The 18,430-nt window shown below is 50.3% G+C and carries 20 protein-coding genes and 2 tRNA genes; 15 read left to right on the forward strand and 7 right to left on the reverse strand.

Annotated features, from left to right (window positions below):
- Positions 1-25: 25 nt before the first annotated feature.
- The 4 genes from AWQ23_RS11065 to AWQ23_RS11080 form a co-directional block, all read right to left on the reverse strand.
- Complete coding sequence (locus tag AWQ23_RS11065; protein ID WP_062435387.1) at positions 26-1,012, reverse strand: saccharopine dehydrogenase-like oxidoreductase; 987 nt, start codon at positions 1,010-1,012, stop codon at positions 26-28.
- A gap of 73 nt (positions 1,013-1,085) precedes the next feature.
- Positions 1,086-1,574: a thioesterase family protein gene (locus AWQ23_RS11070; protein ID WP_012307817.1), complete on the reverse strand. Its 489-nt coding sequence runs from the start codon at positions 1,572-1,574 to the stop codon at positions 1,086-1,088.
- Positions 1,575-1,616: 42 nt separating this feature from the next.
- Positions 1,617-2,177 (reverse strand): gamma-glutamylcyclotransferase family protein, encoded by a 561-nt coding sequence (locus tag AWQ23_RS11075; RefSeq protein WP_071884924.1) that lies wholly within the window; start codon positions 2,175-2,177, stop codon positions 1,617-1,619.
- A gap of 49 nt (positions 2,178-2,226) precedes the next feature.
- The gene (locus AWQ23_RS11080; RefSeq protein WP_012307820.1) at positions 2,227-2,568 is read right to left on the reverse strand and encodes a histidine triad nucleotide-binding protein; all 342 of its coding nucleotides are present in this window, start codon (positions 2,566-2,568) and stop codon (positions 2,227-2,229) included.
- On the opposite strand from AWQ23_RS11080, the gene AWQ23_RS16015 reads away from it, so the two are divergent.
- From AWQ23_RS16015 to AWQ23_RS11110, 7 genes are all read left to right on the forward strand, one after another.
- The gene (locus AWQ23_RS16015) at positions 2,567-2,704 is read left to right on the forward strand and encodes a hypothetical protein (RefSeq protein WP_157072221.1); all 138 of its coding nucleotides are present in this window, start codon (positions 2,567-2,569) and stop codon (positions 2,702-2,704) included. The genes AWQ23_RS11080 and AWQ23_RS16015 overlap by 2 nt on opposite strands.
- A gap of 446 nt (positions 2,705-3,150) precedes the next feature.
- Positions 3,151-3,348, forward strand: coding sequence for a DUF2949 domain-containing protein (locus tag AWQ23_RS11085; RefSeq protein WP_012307821.1), 198 nt, complete (start codon positions 3,151-3,153; stop codon positions 3,346-3,348).
- Positions 3,349-3,541: 193 nt separating this feature from the next.
- Entirely contained in the window at positions 3,542-4,519 is a 978-nt protein-coding gene (locus AWQ23_RS11090) for an ABC transporter ATP-binding protein (RefSeq protein ID WP_062435390.1), read from the forward strand.
- Between the two features lie 69 nt (positions 4,520-4,588).
- Positions 4,589-6,283 carry a hypothetical protein gene (locus AWQ23_RS11095; RefSeq protein WP_062435393.1) on the forward strand — a complete coding sequence of 565 codons (1,695 nt, stop codon included), beginning with the start codon at positions 4,589-4,591 and terminating at the stop codon, positions 6,281-6,283.
- A gap of 75 nt (positions 6,284-6,358) precedes the next feature.
- On the forward strand, positions 6,359-8,035 hold the full coding sequence (locus tag AWQ23_RS11100) for a hypothetical protein (protein WP_062435396.1): 1,677 nt from the start codon (positions 6,359-6,361) through the stop codon (positions 8,033-8,035).
- 31 nt (positions 8,036-8,066) lie between these two features.
- Positions 8,067-8,139, forward strand: a tRNA-Arg gene (locus AWQ23_RS11105).
- A gap of 133 nt (positions 8,140-8,272) precedes the next feature.
- Positions 8,273-8,602 (forward strand): hypothetical protein, encoded by a 330-nt coding sequence (locus AWQ23_RS11110; RefSeq protein ID WP_012307825.1) that lies wholly within the window; start codon positions 8,273-8,275, stop codon positions 8,600-8,602.
- Positions 8,603-8,617: 15 nt separating this feature from the next.
- Here the strand turns inward: AWQ23_RS11110 and AWQ23_RS11115 are convergent, their stop codons facing one another.
- Complete coding sequence (locus AWQ23_RS11115) at positions 8,618-9,349, reverse strand: phycocyanobilin:ferredoxin oxidoreductase (RefSeq protein ID WP_062435399.1); 732 nt, start codon at positions 9,347-9,349, stop codon at positions 8,618-8,620.
- Between the two features lie 164 nt (positions 9,350-9,513).
- Here AWQ23_RS11115 and tatA point away from each other — a divergent pair, with 164 nt between their 5' ends.
- The 8 genes from tatA to AWQ23_RS11155 all read left to right on the forward strand — a co-directional run bounded on the left by tatA (position 9,514) and on the right by AWQ23_RS11155 (position 17,071).
- Positions 9,514-9,690, forward strand: coding sequence for a twin-arginine translocase TatA/TatE family subunit (gene tatA, locus AWQ23_RS11120; protein WP_041443593.1), 177 nt, complete (start codon positions 9,514-9,516; stop codon positions 9,688-9,690).
- A gap of 38 nt (positions 9,691-9,728) precedes the next feature.
- The gene (locus AWQ23_RS11125; RefSeq protein WP_062435402.1) at positions 9,729-10,706 is read left to right on the forward strand and encodes an ABC transporter ATP-binding protein; all 978 of its coding nucleotides are present in this window, start codon (positions 9,729-9,731) and stop codon (positions 10,704-10,706) included.
- Positions 10,696-11,487, forward strand: coding sequence for an ABC transporter permease (locus AWQ23_RS11130; protein WP_198158727.1), 792 nt, complete (start codon positions 10,696-10,698; stop codon positions 11,485-11,487). The genes AWQ23_RS11125 and AWQ23_RS11130 overlap by 11 nt, the downstream gene beginning before the upstream one ends.
- Before the next feature lie 29 nt (positions 11,488-11,516).
- A complete protein-coding gene (locus tag AWQ23_RS11135) occupies positions 11,517-13,049 on the forward strand; it encodes a Gldg family protein (RefSeq protein ID WP_062435408.1) in 1,533 nt (510 codons plus the stop codon).
- A gap of 157 nt (positions 13,050-13,206) precedes the next feature.
- Positions 13,207-14,784, forward strand: a complete 1,578-nt coding sequence (gene gpmI, locus AWQ23_RS11140) for a 2,3-bisphosphoglycerate-independent phosphoglycerate mutase (RefSeq protein ID WP_062435411.1) — start codon at positions 13,207-13,209, stop codon at positions 14,782-14,784.
- Between the two features lie 59 nt (positions 14,785-14,843).
- Complete coding sequence (gene secG, locus AWQ23_RS11145; RefSeq protein WP_062435414.1) at positions 14,844-15,086, forward strand: preprotein translocase subunit SecG; 243 nt, start codon at positions 14,844-14,846, stop codon at positions 15,084-15,086.
- Positions 15,087-15,093: 7 nt separating this feature from the next.
- Positions 15,094-15,927 (forward strand): peptidase M10A and M12B matrixin and adamalysin, encoded by an 834-nt coding sequence (locus AWQ23_RS11150; protein ID WP_232308898.1) that lies wholly within the window; start codon positions 15,094-15,096, stop codon positions 15,925-15,927.
- 100 nt (positions 15,928-16,027) lie between these two features.
- The gene (locus AWQ23_RS11155; protein ID WP_062435418.1) at positions 16,028-17,071 is read left to right on the forward strand and encodes a hypothetical protein; all 1,044 of its coding nucleotides are present in this window, start codon (positions 16,028-16,030) and stop codon (positions 17,069-17,071) included.
- A 169-nt stretch (positions 17,072-17,240) separates the two neighbouring features.
- Here AWQ23_RS11155 and AWQ23_RS11160 read toward each other — a convergent pair.
- Positions 17,241-17,312, reverse strand: a tRNA-Gly gene (locus AWQ23_RS11160).
- Positions 17,292-18,392 (reverse strand): acyl-CoA dehydrogenase family protein, encoded by a 1,101-nt coding sequence (locus AWQ23_RS11165; protein ID WP_071884925.1) that lies wholly within the window; start codon positions 18,390-18,392, stop codon positions 17,292-17,294. The genes AWQ23_RS11160 and AWQ23_RS11165 overlap by 21 nt, the downstream gene beginning before the upstream one ends.
- Between the last annotated feature and the right edge of the window lie 38 nt (positions 18,393-18,430).

Consider the following 18,430-nt stretch of genomic DNA (forward strand, 5'->3'; position numbering starts at 1 on the left):
TGGGAATGTCATTCTCCAAGCGAAACTACTTCACAAATTGGGGCATCATATCCGCCGCTGTGAAGATGCCTGTTAAACCTTGCTTTTGCAACCAAACCCCCGTTTTGAGATAACCGAAAGCGGGGCCACAAACATTGGCGGCCATGCTAGTTTCATCCCCAAGGGTAAACGTATGGGTTGCAATCTTGCCTTCAAAGGTACGGCCCGTCAATTGCACATTGGTGCTGAGGGGTTTTTTCGGATTGCGCGTATCTACCACACCGCCGACACTAACTTGATTACGGGAACAAATCCCGGCCAATTCCAGCATGAGATCATCGGCATGTTCCATATTTTCGAGGGAAATAATGCCATTGGTTTCATCCAACAGGGCTTCCACTTCTGCATCGCTCATAGCCCGCGCTTTGTCCACATCATAACCAGGCATGTGGGCAATATCTTCCCGGATGGTCGCCCGGTAAGCTTCCCAGTTCGCAATACCCACCCCGAAGGTGATTTTAACGCTGTGAACCTCTGCATAGCTTTGGGCCGCGATCGCCGCCGCTGCCGTCAACAAACCAGGCGTCGCGCCGCAACCCGTCATGTAGGTAATACCTGCGTTTTTCACCTCGTCCTTGAGGGAGAGGATTTGTTCCATCGCACTGGTGCGCTTCAGGGCATCCACCAACACCCCTTGCCAACCAGAAGCAATAAATTGCCGGGTCACATCAGCCATAAACGTGTTGGGCAAGTTTGGCAGAGCGAGGAAAAAACCATCCACTTGAGCATTAGCGATCAGATCGGCAATACTGTTTTGACTCAGGACGCCATATTCTGGCACATGACCCACGGAACCCTGCTGATTGTAGGTGCTGATGCAGGCTTGGGTATCGAGGCCTTCAGGATTATAGATATAACCTTTATGGTCGGCAGCGGCGACGAGGCGCATTTCTGATTTTGGAGCTAGTAATCGGGCTGCAGCTTGACCGAGGCCCCCAAAGCCCAGGACACCCACGCGAATAATATTACTCATAGTGATTTTCGATAAACGTCAAAATTTTGTCTGTTAGTCCAGCATAGACTGTCTATTATCGGCAGAAATGGCCTTAAATCCCACGAATTTTCTTGAAGACTTCTTCCACGGCGGGTGGCAATTGGCGCATGATTTTGCCTTTTTCTCGGTCAACGCTAACCAGGGTCACTTGACCGGTGAAGTACAGTTCTTGCCCGTCTGGGGATTCAATGCGGTAGTCCCACTCCATGCGGACACCTTTCATTTCTTGCATGCGGGTTTTGATAATCGCGGTCATCCCCATCTTCAGAAAACTATGGTAGCGGGTTGATAGGGCGATCACGGGTAATTCGCAACCCAGTTGAACCAGATCGGCGTAGTCGAGGCCAATGGATTGGAGGCAGGCGATCCGGGCTTCCTCTAGCCATTTAATATAGGTGCCGTGCCAAACGACGCCAGCATAATCGGTGTGATGGGGATAAACCGTAATTGGATAGTCAAACCAGGGTTCACTGGTGGCATGTAAGGCCGGGGAACGGGCGATCGCCGTTGTGGGGAGTTCTTCTTGTTTAGGGGCAACCATAAAATATCAATCCTTCTTCCTAAGCACACAGCATCAAAAATTTTAAAGGGTCTGACCCCGTTGGAGACGTTTCATGTGGTTAAACAATCGCCAAGAATAGTCGCGGGAAAGGCCAGCGGTCATTGCCCCCCGCATCACAATATAAAAATACCAATCGTCTGGGGGAACTTCCTGGGGTGTTTTATTGACGACGACGTAGGTACGCACCGAGGGGAACCGCTGGCCTTGGCATTCAACGGTCACCTGGGTTTGGCGATAACCATTGGTGGGGACTTCCTCCCGCAGATCAAGCTTTTCACTGACTCGCCAGGGCAAATGGTAGAGAACACCTTCCACATGACTGCCTGCGTGGGGCACCACATCCAAAACACCACAGCTTTTACGTTTGGGAGAAAGGCGATTAAACGCCAGACGATAATCCTGTAAAATGCCCCGACCCACAACGAATTGGTGGGCATCCTCCTCAATGGTGCGGGCCAAATCGACAGGACACATACAAGACCCATAGGCGAAATAATAGAAAGCCCTGTCTGTGTGGGTGATGGTGCGGGGTTGGGACGCTGTGTGGGTTTGGAAAGGGGGCGCAGAAGGGTCAAAGGACATGGGCCGCTACCTCAAGGGAATAAAAGCCTGGGGTTTACGCTACAAGGATTTAGCCAGGAGGCCAAGCTAGGGGGCGATCGCCGAGGAGATGCAGATGGAGATGGAACACCGTTTGGCCCCCATCTTCACCGGTATTAATCACGACACGGTAGCCTTTATCGAGGTTTTCCTGGCGGGCAATCTTTTTAACGGTCAATAATAAATGACCCAAAAGCGCTTGATCTGTATCATCGGCCGCTGTCAGCATGGGAATTGGCTTTTTGGGAATCACCAAGATATGCACAGGGGCTTGGGGGTTGACATCACGGAAAGCCAGGGCTAGATCGTCCTCATAGACAATATCCGCCGGAATCTCTCGCCGAATAATTTTGCCAAAAATCGTATCGCTCATGGGCTATCGCCTTGTGAAAGTCTCTGGGGAGTTATTTTATCGGGTTGCTCGCCTGGGGCGCTTGAGTATTAAGTTCAGTGAAGCAAATCCCCGCTACCGCAAACAAACCGAAAAAGATATTAAGATTCTTGCTTAATGCAAAAAAGCACAGTAGGATATGGGCCTTAACCTTATCAGTTCCACTTTTTCGTTCACCATCGACCTAAATAGGGCCTCTAGGTTTGCCGGTGAAATTTGGTTCTTTTTATCCTAACCAATCTGGGGTTGCAAAAACAGAAACAGCACACCACAAGGGAAAAACACTCCCTATAATCGGGGAAACTTATAAAGGCTGGAGTATTGATGAGCAGAGCGTGGGTCACCTTTTTTTCACTGAGTTCCCATCTCCCTAGGCGAAATCTAACCCCTTGTGATCTCTACTACAGACTTATCAAAAATTCACCTTTAAGATAATGTTTGTTTGTCTCAAAGTCCTTTAGGATAATTTCAATTTTCCCCTCACCCCAGTCAACGCATATCCTCCTCTCCCTCACCGCTAAGTATTAGTGAAATTTCCATAAGTTATGGAGCGCAAAACCATATATGACGCCGATCACCTACTCAAAATTTATTCACTTCCTGCAAGAAGAACTGGCCATCCCTGGGGAATCTATTTCTGTGATGGAACGCCATCGGAGTAATACCTCTGCCCATCATCCTTTACCCATGGTGCTGTGGCAGTATGGCCTGGTGACCCTAGAGCAGTTAGACCGCATTTATGAATGGCTGGAGACAGCGTAAAAAGAATTCAAGCTGAATTGGATTGACCCAATCACAACGAATGATACGTGATGCAGGTTCTCGCAAGAGTGGGGCCTGCTTTTTAGTGAAAAAATCCTTGGGGAGATGCTGTTTCAATTTTGTAACGCCCCAGGGCAGCGGCGGTTAACTGTGGTTAAGCTAGGGGCAAATTAGGTTGAAAATTTAAGGGCCTATGCTTGCTGCGCAATCGACCTCTTCGCCGATCATTGACCAAATGGCGATCGCCACCTTTAATTTGACGAAACAGTTTGACCGACAGGTGGCTGTGAGTGATGTGGAACTTCAGGTACAACCGGGGGAAGTGTACGGCTTGATTGGCCCCAATGGTGCTGGGAAAACCACATTAATTCGGATGTTGGCAACGGCAGAAGAACCCACCCTCGGCGAAATTTATATCCATGGCGATCGCCTCCTGCGGGATGACAGCAACCCCCACCTCAAGCAGCACCTCGGCTATCTCCCCGATGATTTTCCCCTCTACGATGACCTCAATGTTTGGGATTATCTAGACTACTTCGCGCGCCTTTATAATCTCCACCAACCCCGTCGTCGGCGTCGTTTAAGCGAAGTCCTAGAGCTGGTGCAACTTACCCACAAGCGGGACGACAAAATTGCCACCCTTTCCCGGGGGATGAAACAACGTCTCAGCCTGGCCCGCACCATTATTCACGAACCGCTCCTATTGCTCCTGGATGAGCCGGTGTCGGGTTTAGATCCCATTGCGCGGATGCAATTTCGTGAAATTATTAAGGTGCTCCAGGAAGCTGGCATGACCATCCTGATCTCCTCCCATGTCCTCAGTGATTTGGCAGAACTCTGTTCTTCTGTGGGCATTATGGAATTGGGTTATCTCGTCGAGAGTACCTCCCTAGAGGATTTGTACCAGCGGCTTTCCCGGCAATATTTAGTGGTTAGTACCCTGGATAACCTAGACGGACTCGTGGGAGAACTAAAGCAGCAGCCCCTGGTTCGGGGTTGGGAAAGCTGCGCTCCCAATCGTTTGCAAGTAGAATTTGCGGGAACTCCCGCAGAAAGCACGGCACTTTTAAAGGATCTCATTGCCGCAGGAATTCTAGTGTCTGAGTTTTATGGCAAAACGGAGGATCTAGAAAGCATTTTCCTGAAGCTTGGCCACCAACAAACAACCTAGCAGTGGTTGCTTGAATTTATGTTTGCCTACATTTTTTAATCGTTTATTGATCTCCATCTCCAAAACATCATGGTTTTTCATCAATGGCTAGACCGCATCGGTGACTGGAATCCTCAGCTTTTTCGGGAGCTAAAAGGCCGACTGTCTAAAAAAGCCCTCGGCTTAGCGGCGATCGCCTCTTTGTTCACGCAGGGAATATTTTATTTAAGCCTGAGAATCGCCCTCCCCAGTGCTGGGATTAGCACCACCAACCATTACTGCATCGGTCGCGCCCCGGCAGATTTTGATCCCAATAGCCATTTGATCCATAGCCAAAACTTTTGTGTGGCTGATGCGGCGGGAAATTTAAACCTAAATTGGCCCCTGTGGTGGACTGACCTATTTATTACCCTCAGTGTGGTGGGATTTTTCGTGGCGCTGTTGGGGGGCGTTTATTTACTAATCCAAGATTTGGGCAAAGAGCAAAAGGCAGGCACTTTGAACTTCGTCAAATTGAGTCCCCAGTCGGCCCAGGCGATCGCCATTGGCAAGATTTTAGGTGTGCCAAGTTTAATTTATGTCGGTCTGGCCTTGGTTTTCCCCTTACACTTTTGGGCCGGACTCAGGGGCGGCATTCCGTTGCCGTTAATCCTGCTTTTCTACGGTGTGATAACAGCTAGTTACGGCTTTTTCTATAGTGGTGCGGCGCTCTATAGTTTGGTGAATCCAACCCAACCCGCCCTCAAAGCTTGGTTAGCGACGGGGGGACTTTTTTACTTGATGATGGGGAGCACGACGTTTCTCCTCCAGGAAAATAGCCACGTCGGCAATCTTATCGATGGCGTCAATTTGTTTAATCCGCTGCATATGTTGGTGTATTTGGGTCAAGCCAGTGCCGCTGCGGAACAACTGCTCACGTTTAACTACGATAGCCTCGCCGATGTTTCTTTTTTCCGGGTTTATCTTTGGGAGAATGGGGCAATCGCCGGTTTGATTTATCTGTTGCTTTATGGAATGGGGATCTACTGGTTTCTCCAAGCGTTCCGCCGGAAATTTCATTATCTCAATGGCACCCTCCTTAGCAAGAAACAGAGTTATAGCCTAACGGCGTTGCTTACCATTTTTGGGCTTGGCTTTACGGTGCAATCTCCCCTGGGGGCGATCGCCAACCACAACGATTGGTTATTTAATTTTCTACTGCTTTCCCTGGCCGGTAGTTGTTACTTATTTGCTCTGATGGCGGTGCTTTCGCCGTCGTTCCAGTCCCTCCAAGATTGGAGCCGTTACCAAAAAGGAGAATGGCAAGATTGGTTCTTTGGGGAACGAAGTCCTGCCATTGGTGCGGTGATGGTGAATGTTGCCATTGTCACCGGGGCGATCGCCTTGGCCGTGGCTGTAATTGTCGCTCCCCCTTACAAAATCTCCTTTGCGCTTGGAGTGGTGATGCAGGGCTTAATGGTTGTTCTGCTTTGTGTTGTGGCCCAGCGGGTACTCCTGAAAAAAGGCAAGCGGCAAGGCATCGGCGCCACGATTCTCGTCACCAGTGGGGTGATTTTGCCCTTCATTTTCCTCGGTATTAATGGCGTTAACCCAGAATTACAGGCGGCCCCTTGGTTCTGGACAATTATCCCGATGGTCGCCACTGAAAACGCCAGTTTAGCCAGCATTTTTCTCACCATTTTGGGCCAAGTCGGGGCGATCGCCGTGCTGCATCGGGTTGTGGGTCGCCGGATTCAGCAGCTTGGCACCTCAGAGCTAAAGCAAATCCTAACCCCAGCAGGTTAATCTCTAAACTACCTGAAGTCTCGTCGGTCGAAAATGCTTCTCCCTTGATAAGAATCATAATCCCAGGTATCAACCATGGATAGAATCCTCAACCCCCTCGGTGATTGGAATCCCCAACTTTTTCGGGAATTAAAAGGCCGCTTCACCCGTAAAAATGTGGCGATCGCCTTTGGTCTTGCTTGCTTTACCCAATTCCTCCTGTACCTTTTCTACTTGGGAGAATTGCCAAATGCCCTGGTTGATCAACCCTACAACCGTTACTGCACCGGCCCGGAAGATGACTACTGGCGGTCTACCTATCAATGTTTGAGGGATGGCAACGACTGGCTGATCAACTGGCAGTTATGGCATTTTGACCTGTTTTTCGCCCTGACCCTAGTGGCCCTGGGGATTCTCCTGGTGGTTGGTACCCATTTAATTGGGGCCGATGTCGCGAAGGAAGAACAACGGGGCACCCTGGATTTTGTGCGCCTCAGTCCCCAACCCGTCTCAAAGATTTTGCTCGGTAAGCTTTTGGGAGTGCCTAGCCTCATTTACGTTGGCCTAGCTTTTGTCTTGCCCTGGCACCTGTGGCTCGGTTTTCAAGGTGGCATTGCTCTGGGTTGGCTAATGGTGCTTTATGGGGTGGCGATCGCCGCTAGTTTCACGGCCTTTACGGGGGCGGTTCTATGGAGTTTCGTGGGGCGCGAACTGTTGGGGGGCTTCCACACCTGGCTCTATAGTGGTGGCCTTGGTCTGTATCTCTTTGGGATGTCTGTGGCTTGCTTTGAGGATAATTTTCCCAGCTATACCCCCTTTGATTGGGTGCGGCTATTTTATCCAGGTAATGTCTTTTATTACCTCGTCGACCAAAATTTCCTCGCCCCGGAAACCATCGGTTATTTCTTGCCCCATAACTGGTTTCAGACCCAATGGTATGGCTCTTCCCTTTGGGTGATCGGGCTGGGGGGCCTTGGGTTTATGGCGATCCATTATGCTCTTTTAGGGGCCTTGGCTTGGCAAGGGATTCGGCGGCGTTTTTATGATCCCCAGGCCACGATGATCACGAAGGCCATGGGCTGCGGGGTCGCCATTAGCAGCACGATTTTTATGACTGGGTTTGTTTGGGCTGGCGATCGCCCCGAACGTCTGTTTGCCAATTTTCAAACCCTACAAGGCTTCTATTGGGTGGTAATGTTGGGGTTAATTCTTTTGTTAACACCGACCCGACAGCGGGTACAGGATTGGGCAAGATTTCGGCACCAGGATGTTGCTCACCGACGGTTTAAATGGGCTTTTTTCAGGAATGATCGCTCTCCAGCCCTAGGGGCGATCGCCTTGATATTGCTCCTCACCACGGGCTACCAAATGGCCATTGTCCTCTTGTCCCCCCTGCCCAGCCAAAAATTGCTCGTGATCGCAGCTTTAGGACTCCAGGGAGGTTGCCTTTTCCTTCTGGCCGTTTTAACCCAATGGATCTTTCTCCGTCGTCAAAAACGCGCCATTTGGTTTGGCATTGCCGTCATTGGGCCTAGTGTTGTCCCTTTTATCCTCTTCATGGTCTTCCATGGACGCTTTACCTTGCCCATTACCCTCGGCCTTTTTTCGGCGTTTCCCCTCGGTGCCGTTGCTATGGCGGTGCCCAGTATGGTGATCTGGAGTGCGATCGCCCAGTGGGGCATCATTTTTGGCTGTCTTTGGGGACTGCAACAACAGATCCAACGTCTCGGACAATCCGACCTGAAAACTTTTCAGCCGACCCCTACCGAATGATCTAAAACATGTTATTCTTGTATTCCTGTATGGGCACGTGGCTCAGTGGATAGAGCATCAGATTCCGGTTCTGAGGGTCGGGGGTTCGAATCCCTCCGTGCTCGTGAAAAAAAAGAAAAAACATTAACGACTTGTCTTCCGTAAGGTGCAGGTCGTTTTTCTTAAAGGCCCCCAGGTCTAAGGGAAATTGATATACTGAGGGTCAATCCGCTACTGTGCACCTTCTCCGCAATTTATATGGCTGAACCGATTCCGCCGATCACCTTACCACCGATTACTGATCCCGCCATTGAGGGACAATGGTTAGAAAAATCCCTACAGCATTGGCTTGATACGGAGTTTTTACCGGAACCAGCCAACGAAAAAATTGCCAATCGCGCCCGGGAAATTTATGTGCGTCAACGTCTCGAAGGGGAAAATGACCTTGGTTCCCTCGTGATTGCCATCGTCACAGAAATGCGCTCATTTAATTTTAAAGAATCGTTTTACGGCGAATTTGCGGTGGCCAATGCCGTGAGTGATTTAATCCTTGATAGTCTGGGCATTGACCGTTGCTGCGGTAATTAAAGCTTTGTTCGCGATCTAGGCTGGAATATCAAACAGCACCTGGCTCATATAGCGCTCGGCCCAGTCAGGGTTAAAAGCCTTTTCTAAAACACGGCGCGTTTTGTCATTCCGCTGCTGTTCTTGGCAATAGTGCCGTTGTCCCGCCAGATAAATGGCCTGGTCAGCGGGAGAAAGCTTTTCTAAACCCAAGGCCAACTGACAATGAATCGTCAGAAATTCCCGCACTCGTTCCAAAAACTGCTGTTCTTCGCTGGGATTGCTGGGACGAATAAAGAGGCAGAATTCCGAAAAAATTGCGCCCCATTCCGGGAGATCACGGGGCTGGGAAAAGTTTAAGTTGTCTTGATTTTGTCGTAGTCGTGTTTGGTAATCTACAGACAAAGTTTTATCGGCGCTAGTCGGGGATAAATCGGCGATCGCCGCACTCACACCACGGGGATTACCGACTAAATCACAGCCAAACATTGGTAGAGCATATTCCGCGCGGGGAAACATCACACAATGGAGAATATCGAGGTTTTCGCCCACTTTGGCCATTTCCAGGTGCATTTTACGGAAATGCTGGCTCTGGTAGCAGGTATTTTCGATGGTGAGCCGTTCCTCTTCTAATTTCCCTTCGATGTAGCCGAGGCCCTCCGGCAGGGTAAAGGGTTCTAGATCTAAGTGTTGATGCCAGGTTTCGAGGATGACACCAGCGAGCTGTTCGATGAGGGGATAAAATTTTGGCTTGGTTGCAGGGGCAGTCATGGGCGAAAAAGCAATCTTAAAAAGTGGTTTAAAACAATGTTCTAGATCCCTGTAGGTAACGCGAGCGGTGACCTAGACCCAGAATTTAGAACCAAAGATATACTGGAACCGCCGCAAATGCGGCACAATTGTCCCATAAATTAATGTTTGTGAGGGGTACGCCCATGTTCGGCTTAGGTTGGCCTGAAGTGTTGATTATTTTAGGGGTGGTGGTGTTGATCTTTGGCCCAAAGAAAATCCCTGAAGTGGGCAGTGCCCTAGGAAAAACCCTGCGGGGCTTCAAAGAAGAAATGGAAACTCCGGAGACGGAAGAGGATTATCTTGACTCCGACCAACGCTAGGCTCAGTTATTTGGGGTTGACGAAATTTTTAGTGCACCATGATTGAAGTTGAGCAGCTTGGCAAAACCTATGGCCAAACAGAGGCGATCGCCGATCTCAGTTTTCGGGTAGAAACAGGGGAAATTGTCGGTTTCTTGGGGCCAAACGGCGCAGGGAAAACCACGACCCTCCGCATTCTCAGTGCCTATCTACCCGCGACAACGGGAACCGCGAAAATTGCGGGCTACGATGTCCACACAGAATCCATGGCAGTGCGGCGACACCTGGGCTATCTCCCGGAAAATCCGCCCCTCTATCCCAATATGACCGTGGCTGGCTATCTCAATTTTGTCGCACAGCTCAAAGGGGTCAATGCTGGCGATCGCCCCCACAAAATCCAAGCTGCCCTCGCCCAGTGCCAATTACAAACCAAAGCCAACCACCACATCCGTAATCTGTCTAAGGGCTATCGGCAACGGGTCGGCATTGCCCAGGCGATCGTCCATGACCCCCCAGTGATCATTCTCGATGAACCCACCGTTGGTTTAGATCCCGCTCAGATGATCGAAGTGCGGCACCTGATTAAATCCTTAGGCGGCGATCGCACTATTTTGTTATCCACCCATCTCCTCTCAGAAGTCAGTCTCACCTGTGACCGGGTGGTAATGATTAACCAAGGCCACCTCGTCGCCACCGATACCCCCCACAATCTCCAGAATCATTTCCTCAATCACCACGGTTACGAACTAGAGACCGACGGCGAACTGGCGCAAATCCAACGTCTCCTCGATCCCTTACCTGGTGTCATTCATATCGAATCTTTAGCATCAATAAATCCCCGTCGTCCCCGCCTCCGGATCACCACTGCGGACAATCCCGAATGGGGTAAAGACATTGCCAGAATCCTTGTCAATGCAGGGGTCGGTCTCTATGAAATGCAGCGACTGCGCCCCAGCCTTGAGGACGTTTTTTTAGAATTATTAGACGCTGAGGCGAACGATCCGATGTCTGAACAACTCCATGCTGATGCTGAATAACATTGTGGCGATTTTTCGCCGGGAACTACAGAGCTACTTCACCGCTCCCCTTGCCTATATTTTTGCGACGTTGCTGTGGTTTTTGGGAGGATTTTTTTTCCTAACGCTCCTGATTGGCCCCCAGGGCATTGTCACCTTTGTCGTGACCCAAGAACAGATGGGCGTTGCCTTACCTCCCATTGATGTAGCCACAGAATTTCTCCAGGCTTTTTGGGGCATCCTGGGCATTTTAGTGTTGTTTCTGTTGCCGTTGCTCTCCATGGGTCTCTATGCCGAAGAACGCAAACAGGGCACTTTGGAACTTTTAGCGACTTCCCCGGTAACGAACTGGGCGGTGGCAGTGGGCAAATTGTTGGGAGTCGTGACCTTTTTTTCGGTACTGTTCTTGCCCATGGTGCTGTGGGAACTGATTGTCTTAGTGAATGCAGCCCCAGCTTTTCCCCTCAGTCTTTTTCTTTTAGCGCATTTGGGCTTGTTGCTCTTGGTGGCCGCTATTTTATCTTTTGGGATGTTCGTTTCGTCTCTCACAGACAGTTCCCTGATTGCGGCGGTCTTGACCTTTACCCTAGTGCTGATGTTGTGGCTGTTGGATATGCTGGGCGATCGCCTGTCGGGGCCGTTGGGTAATGGCCTCAAACATTTCTCTTTACTGAAGCATTACAACAATTTCCTCGAGGGAATTTTCGATAGCAGTAGCCTGGTCTTACTCCTCAGCTATAGCATTCTGGGGGTTGTCCTCACGGCCCAATCCATTGAAGCTTTGCGCTGGACACGGCGTTGATGGTTTCTTGATATTGTTAACAGAGCATCATGCAACGATTTTCACGATATTTTATCTGGTTCGGCTTGACCCTGGTGGTCGCGGGCGCTGTCGTCCTGGGGGCCACGGGAGAAGGCTTCGCCTATGGCTTGATTCTGGTTGGGTTATTGTTGTTGGGTTGGGGGATCAGTCATTTTCCAGGTTTGGGAACGGGGCTGCAACGGTTCTGGCGCAAGCGATCTACCCAGATGGGGACGAATGGGGTTGTCGGGGCGATCGCCATTTTGCTCATTTTTTGTCTGACGAATTTTTTAGCTGTCCAGCTCCCTCTCCGCATTGATCTCACCGAAAACCAAATCCACACCCTCTCTAGCCAAACCCGAGGGGTGCTGCAAAATCTATCTCAACCTCTAACCCTGTGGCTCTTCCAGGAAACGGACGATGCGAATTTAAAGCCCTTTTTAGACAATTATCAACGGCTCAATCCTAATAATTTTCGCTACATTTTTGTCGATCCAGACCGTAATATCGAGGCGGTACAGCGATTCCAGGTCGAGAGTCGCGGCGAAGTTCACCTTGAGTATGGCGATAAAACCCAACTGCTGAAAGTTTTAGCCCAGGGGGAACCCCTCACAGAAAGTCAACTAACCAATAGCATTCTGCAAATCCAAGGCGATCGCCAACCCCACCTCTACGTCCTCCAAGGCCACGGCGAACCGCCCCTCGACCAAATTCCCGGAGGGCTAGGGCAAATGGCCCAACTTTTGACCACCCAAGGTTATGCAGTCTCTCCGCTAAATTTCACCCAAGCTCCCGCAGTGCCCCCAGATGCCGATCTGATTGCAGTCATTGGCCCCCAAACGCCATTTCTCCCAGGAGAAGTTGCCCTCTTGGAAACTGCCCTTGCGAATAACCAAAGTCTCCTCCTTCTGCTTGATCCCCAAACGGATCCCCAGTTAAATTCGCTTCTGGACAAGTGGGGCCTCAGCCTCGATCAACGGCTCATTCTCGACCAAGGGAACCGGGCGGACTTCCTCGGTTTAGGACAATCGACCCTTGTCCTCAATCAATACGGCGACCATCCGATCACCACGGCCCTTGCTGGACAAAACTCCATCTATCAAGCGGTGCGCCCCATTTTCAGCGACACCACAGAGGCGATCGCCGCCACCGCAATTCTCCGTACCGATGACCAGGCCTGGGCTGAAAGCCAACCCGAAATCCCGGATCCGACCTTTGATCCCCCAGGCGATCGCCCCGGCCCCCTGACCTTTGGCTGGGCCCTGGAAAAAATAGATTCCCAAGCTACAATGAAGGCAACTCGCCTTGTGGCAATTGGTAACACCACCTTTGTGACCAATGGTTGGCTAGAACAATACCTAAACAGCGACCTTTTGCTCAATACCGTGAATTGGCTGGCCCAAACGGAAGAGGCGCCCCTCGCAATCCAACCGAGAACCCCCCAAGAGCGACGTCTAAATCTCCGTCGTTGGCAAATTGCAACCCTTGCCTGGTTTGCCCCCATCCTATTTCCCCTTGGTGGTTTAGGCGGCGCAATCTTTTGCCTTTGGCGACGCCGTTAGAAAAATATGTGAGATGACCGATAAATTTACGTAAACTTTGAGAAAACAACATTAAAACATTATTAATTTTCGGGAATGATAGTCTAAATTACAGAAAGTGATATTATCGATTTGCATTCCCCCGTACAGACACCCACAATAGAGGAAAGAATTCATCATGGCGAACGCACCTGTATCCCCAGTGGTGCTCGTAATCTTAGATGGCTGGGGCTACCGTCAAGAAGCTAACGCAAATGCCATTGCGGCTGCCAATACACCAAATGTCGATGCCTTTTTCGCTACATACCCTTCGACATTAATCCATACATCCGGAAAAAGGGTGGGGCTGCCAGATGGCCAAATGGGGAATTCTGAAGTCGGTCACTTAAATCTTGGCGCAGGACGTGTCGTCCCCCAGGAACTGGTGCGTATTTCCGATGCCATTGAAGACGGTTCCTTCCTCCGCAATGACGTCCTCGTTAGAGTTTGCCGAGAAACCCGCCAAGCCGGAAAAAAATTACACCTTATCGGTCTTTGCTCAGATGGTGGTGTCCACTCCCATCTCAATCATCTCCTCGGTTTGTTAGACCTAGCCAAGGTTAACGGCATTGCCGATGTCCATATCCATGCCATCACCGACGGGCGCGACACCAACACCACCGAAGGGATTAATTACCTCCAACAGATCCAAGCGCACATCGATAAATTTGGGGTCGGCTCGATCTCGACGATCAGTGGCCGCTACTTTGCCATGGATCGCGATCGCCGCTGGGATCGCGTCAAGCAAGCCTATGACGTGATGACCCAAAACGGTAATCTCGACCAACGTTCCTTCGCCGAGATTCTCCAAAGCCACTACGACAACGGTGTGACCGATGAATTTATCCCACCTGTACGCCTTAAGGAAGGCGCCATTGAACCAGGCGATGGGGTGATTTTCTACAATTTCCGACCCGACCGTGCCCGCCAACTCTCCTATGCCCTAGTAGACAAAAATTTCCAAGGGTTTGAGCGGGAATTGATTCCAGATCTCAATTTTGTCACCTTTACTCAATACGACGCCAATTTGCCCGTACAGGTCGCCTTTGCACCCCAAAACCTGACGAAAATCCTTGGGGAAGTGATTGCGGACAATGGCCTGAAGCAATTCCGCACCGCAGAAACAGAAAAGTATCCCCATGTTACTTACTTCTTCAATGGTGGCTTAGAGGTTGCCTTCGAAGGAGAAGACCGAGAGTTAATTTCTAGCCCCCAGGTGGCGACCTACGACCAAAAGCCGGAAATGTCCGCTAAGGCAGTGACGGATGCGGCCTGCCAAGCCATCGAAAAAGGTATTTATAGTCTGGTGGTGATTAACTATGCCAATCCAGACATGGTCGGCCATACTGGAAAACTCGAAGCGGCGGTACAGGCCATTGAGACCGTTGATCATTGTTTAGGCCGTTTGGTGGCAACCATCGGCAAAATGGGCGGCACGACATTAATCACCGCTGATCACGGCAATGCAGAATATATGGCCGATCAAAATGGGAAGTCTTGGACAGCGCACACAACTAACCCTGTGCCATTTATCTTGATTGAAGGGGAACGCCGTAAGGTGGTAGGTCATGGTGCTGATGTGGTGTTGCGGGAAAATGGCTGTCTAGCAGATGTCGCCCCGACGATCCTCGATATTCTTGGCATTGACAAACCACAGGAAATGACGGGTCAGTCTCTCATTGCTCCGGCCCCCTATGCCGTGACCCGACGTCGATAAATCGGTTATCCTAAAGTTTCCCCGCTGAAATCAAACATTTATTCGTTCGTCATTGATCTATGTTGGAATCTATTTTGCAAATTGTGTGGATGGTCTCCGCTGTTGGCCTTGTGCTTCTGGTCTTACTCCATAGCCCCAAGGGAGACGGTTTAGGGGGCATTGGCGGTCAGGCGCAGATGTTTACCAGTACAAAAAGTGCCGAAACAGCTCTCAACCGTGCCACTTGGATTTTGTGCATTACCTTTATGAGCTTGACAGTCATTCTGAGTGCGGGTTGGTTAACACCAGTCGTTGGCCAATAGGATTCTTTTGGCTAGGTTGGACGATATTTTTCGTGCTTGGCGGCGTCACCTTTGGGGGTGGCGTTTTTGGTTTGGTCTCCTTGGGGGCCTGGCGATCGCCTTAGGGATTCAGTGGAGCAGCTATGGTTTAGGCCCAGAATTACTCACGCGGTTACCCCAAGCCCAAATTCATCCTTTGCCAGAAGCCCTCCAAGGGACGCCAGACCCGATAACTGCGGCAGATTACTTTGAGGCCGTCACCCCTTCCCCCCTGGGTCATTTGATCTGGTCGGAGTTTCCGGTGAAAGTTTATGTGGTTCCCCTTGATCCGGCAGCCAGTCCAGCGGCCCAACAACGCCAACAGCAATGGCAACGGGCTACTTTTGCGGCGATCGCCCAATGGCAAGCATACATACCGTTGTTAACGGTAGAAACAATAGAGACTGCGGATATCATTATCCAGCGCCAAGCTCCCCCAATTCAAAGGGAGACCGACCCAGAAACAGGCGAAATTCGTTATTCCCTGGGCCGCAATGCCGAAACTCGCTACGAATTTTATATCGATGACAACAATATCCTCCGCCACCGCATGACCATCCTGCTGAATGATCACCAAGGGGCGATCGCCACCCAAAACACCGCCTGCCATGAATTGGGCCACGCCCTTGGTATCTGGGGTCATAGTCCCAATGCTGCAGATGCGCTTTTTCTGAGACAAATGGGCACCCAAGCAAGGATCTCTGCCGCTGATATCAATACCCTCCGCAAAATTTACCAACAACCGACCCGCTTAGGTTGGCCAATGCCTCCTTTTGCCAATAAAAAACTCGCTGATCCCCACAGCCTTAAAGAAGGTCAATAAGATTTCTTTTGTGAAGTATTATGAAGGCTTTTTCTGACTTTACAGTGGGCAGATGCCTATCCTATAGTTAAAGGCTAGAGAAAATTTTGAGGCAATCTACATGGCAAAAAAGAAACGTAAGACCACTGGCAAAAATGCTGTTACCCTATCCCTTACGTCCCAAGCCATCGATCGCCTTGCAGAAATGGCTCAAAAATCTGGCTTTTCCCGGTCTGCCTTTGTCGAGAACCTAATGGCGGGTACTGTCTCAATCACAGCACCGGAAGCAGAAAAGAATCTTTTGGTGTCCGTTGAAAACGAGGCCGAAGACACCGCAAAAGTACAAGTAGATTTGGCCGAAACCACTGCCGCTAATACCAAACCAACGGCCCCTGATCCCGATGCAGAATTAGCAGAAAAAGTGGCTTCTCAAGCGAAGATCATTGCCGATCTAGAAGCTAAATTAGCAGAGGCTTCTCCTCCCCTTAAACGGCCAGTGGCTCGTCCCAATACTGTCGAAAAATCAGCCCCGACAGTCACCGATCAGTCTCCAAAAATTGCGACCCTCGAAAAGCAAATTGCTGATCAAAAAAATCAGATTCAAGACTTAACAAAACAGTTAAATGAATCAGCAAAAAATCTTGCTGTAACCAACGAAAAAAATAAAGCATTACAACAAGAACTTGACCAAGTAACGACCCAGTTTGAAACAATTCAAGGGGAAAACAAAACCCTTGTTCAAACCCTTGAATCTCAGAAAGCAGAGATTGCTCAACTCCAGCAACAGGGGGTAGCGGCACAACAAGCCCAAACTGAACAAACCCAACTTCAGGAACGCCTTACGGCTCTGCAACAAGAAACAGCAACACTGCAACAGCAACTCCAGGCAGCCAGTACCGCTGAGGCAACGTTACAAAGCCAAATGACCCAGCAACGCCAGGCGATCGCTCAACTCGAACAGGCGCTACAGTCTAGTCGAGCACAAATAGCCGCCCAAGCGGACCAAGCCCAGGCGATCGCCAGTTTGAAACAGGCCCATGCGGATTTGCAGCAACAATACAAATTGCAAGGCGATCGCCTCCGCGCCTTAGAAGCCCAGACTCACCAAGCGACAGGCGTTGCCAGCATCGGCGAATTCTATCTCAACCGTTGGCGTAAATACTAAAAGGCGAATTTTTGTCCTTAGATGATCTCAAAATTTCAGTTCCCAGTGGATTCAATAATCTGCTGGGAACCTTTTCGGGTGTTTGGGGGGGCTGATAATTGTTTCGAACTGAATGGAGCAAAACCACTCAATTTTAATCCTGGGAAATAATCTTGATTTTCCAAGTCAAAGCGGATGATCGGACTCGAACCGACGACATTCAGCTTGGGAAGCTGACGTTCTACCACTGAACTACACCCGCGTAATTCGATTTAACAGTATATCCTGAAGTTTTTCCTGGTAGCAAGCTTTTGACCATGGCGGCGCGAATGGCCTGGGTTTGACCAAAGATGCTGTACATCATTGCTTCGCGATAAAGACGTTGGGCCGGACTGGTGAGTAAATTTCCTGCTCCCCCGGACCAAGTAAGGGCAATTTGGGCGAAGGTTTGGGCCATTTGGATCACGCTTAGACGCAACGCCAATTGGGTTTGGAAACTTTCTGTTTGGGGTTCCTCAATGGCACGAAACAACTGATCATGGAGTGTCTGCCAATGATCTTCTAAGGCCGCTAAATCATCAAATTCAACCGTTGCCAACCAATCGAGTACCCCCCGCGCGCAACCGAGGGCGAAAAAGCCATGGTGCAAGACCTGTTGGCGATCGCCTTTGTGGATCGTGCCAGGGGGCTGAATTACCAGAACATCTGTGGCAGGAACTAACCAATTTTGGAGTTTGACCGTCACCGTTTGGCTCACTCCCATGGCGGCGAGGGGGAGGGGTTGACTACAAAAAATTTCTCCCTGCTCCGACTGTTGGCACGTTTCGAGGGGAATCAGACCATACCATTCTGAGCCGCCGGGTAATGTGGCTCCGGCGATCGCCTGTTGAAAAAAACCATAGCCCGTCACCCAAGGAATCGTCCCCGTTAAGCAATAACGATCACCCTGGGGAATTGCCTGTACTGCCGGTTCACCCCGCCGCCGGAGATGGGAAAAACCCACACCAATCCGCACATCCCCCCTGGCCATTTGGGGTAATAATCGTTGCTGCTCAGAGTTGCCGAACCGGGCAATGCGACTGGCCGCACTCTGGTGTTGGGTTTGCAGAAAAGCTAAAGCGCCCGAAGCCGCCGCCATCGCTACCGTAGCTTGGTAATATTCCACCGTACTCAGCCCAGAACCCCCTAAATTTTCGGGCACCCGGAGCGCCAGGAGGTGGCGATCGCCTAGATCATCAAGGGCTCGACCGAGAGCAAGGGGATCTTGATCCAGCTTTTCCGCCTGGGGCGCAATCGATAAACGGAGATATTCTGCTAAATTTTCCCAGGTAAACTGACCCATTGATCAAAAATAATTTAACCCTACTTTTTTACAGAGTC

Origin of the sequence: Picosynechococcus sp. PCC 73109, from assembly GCF_001521855.1 — a bacterium.
Taxonomy (GTDB): domain Bacteria; phylum Cyanobacteriota; class Cyanobacteriia; order Cyanobacteriales; family MRBY01; genus MRBY01.

Bases quoted from the DNA above. Each gene is read 5' to 3' on its own strand.
- AWQ23_RS11065 (WP_062435387.1), bottom strand. From the start codon at position 1,012: ATGAGTAATATTATTCGCGTGGGTGTCCTGGGCTTTGGGGGCCTCGGT.
- gpmI (WP_062435411.1), top strand. From the start codon at position 13,207: ATGGCGAACGCACCTGTATCCCCAGTGGTGCTCGTAATCTTAGATGGC.
- AWQ23_RS11070 (WP_012307817.1), bottom strand. From the start codon at position 1,574: ATGGTTGCCCCTAAACAAGAAGAACTCCCCACAACGGCGATCGCCCGT.
- AWQ23_RS11110 (WP_012307825.1), top strand. From the start codon at position 8,273: ATGGCTGAACCGATTCCGCCGATCACCTTACCACCGATTACTGATCCC.
- AWQ23_RS11075 (WP_071884924.1), bottom strand. From the start codon at position 2,177: ATGTCCTTTGACCCTTCTGCGCCCCCTTTCCAAACCCACACAGCGTCC.
- AWQ23_RS11115 (WP_062435399.1), bottom strand. From the start codon at position 9,349: ATGACTGCCCCTGCAACCAAGCCAAAATTTTATCCCCTCATCGAACAG.
- AWQ23_RS11155 (WP_062435418.1), top strand. From the start codon at position 16,028: ATGGCAAAAAAGAAACGTAAGACCACTGGCAAAAATGCTGTTACCCTA.
- AWQ23_RS11125 (WP_062435402.1), top strand. From the start codon at position 9,729: ATGATTGAAGTTGAGCAGCTTGGCAAAACCTATGGCCAAACAGAGGCG.
- AWQ23_RS11080 (WP_012307820.1), bottom strand. From the start codon at position 2,568: ATGAGCGATACGATTTTTGGCAAAATTATTCGGCGAGAGATTCCGGCG.
- tatA (WP_041443593.1), top strand. From the start codon at position 9,514: ATGTTCGGCTTAGGTTGGCCTGAAGTGTTGATTATTTTAGGGGTGGTG.
- AWQ23_RS11085 (WP_012307821.1), top strand. From the start codon at position 3,151: ATGACGCCGATCACCTACTCAAAATTTATTCACTTCCTGCAAGAAGAA.
- AWQ23_RS16015 (WP_157072221.1), top strand. From the start codon at position 2,567: ATGGGCTATCGCCTTGTGAAAGTCTCTGGGGAGTTATTTTATCGGGTT.
- AWQ23_RS11090 (WP_062435390.1), top strand. From the start codon at position 3,542: ATGCTTGCTGCGCAATCGACCTCTTCGCCGATCATTGACCAAATGGCG.
- AWQ23_RS11095 (WP_062435393.1), top strand. From the start codon at position 4,589: ATGGTTTTTCATCAATGGCTAGACCGCATCGGTGACTGGAATCCTCAG.
- AWQ23_RS11100 (WP_062435396.1), top strand. From the start codon at position 6,359: ATGGATAGAATCCTCAACCCCCTCGGTGATTGGAATCCCCAACTTTTT.
- AWQ23_RS11165 (WP_071884925.1), bottom strand. From the start codon at position 18,392: ATGGGTCAGTTTACCTGGGAAAATTTAGCAGAATATCTCCGTTTATCG.
- AWQ23_RS11135 (WP_062435408.1), top strand. From the start codon at position 11,517: ATGCAACGATTTTCACGATATTTTATCTGGTTCGGCTTGACCCTGGTG.
- secG (WP_062435414.1), top strand. From the start codon at position 14,844: ATGTTGGAATCTATTTTGCAAATTGTGTGGATGGTCTCCGCTGTTGGC.
- AWQ23_RS11130 (WP_198158727.1), top strand. From the start codon at position 10,696: ATGCTGAATAACATTGTGGCGATTTTTCGCCGGGAACTACAGAGCTAC.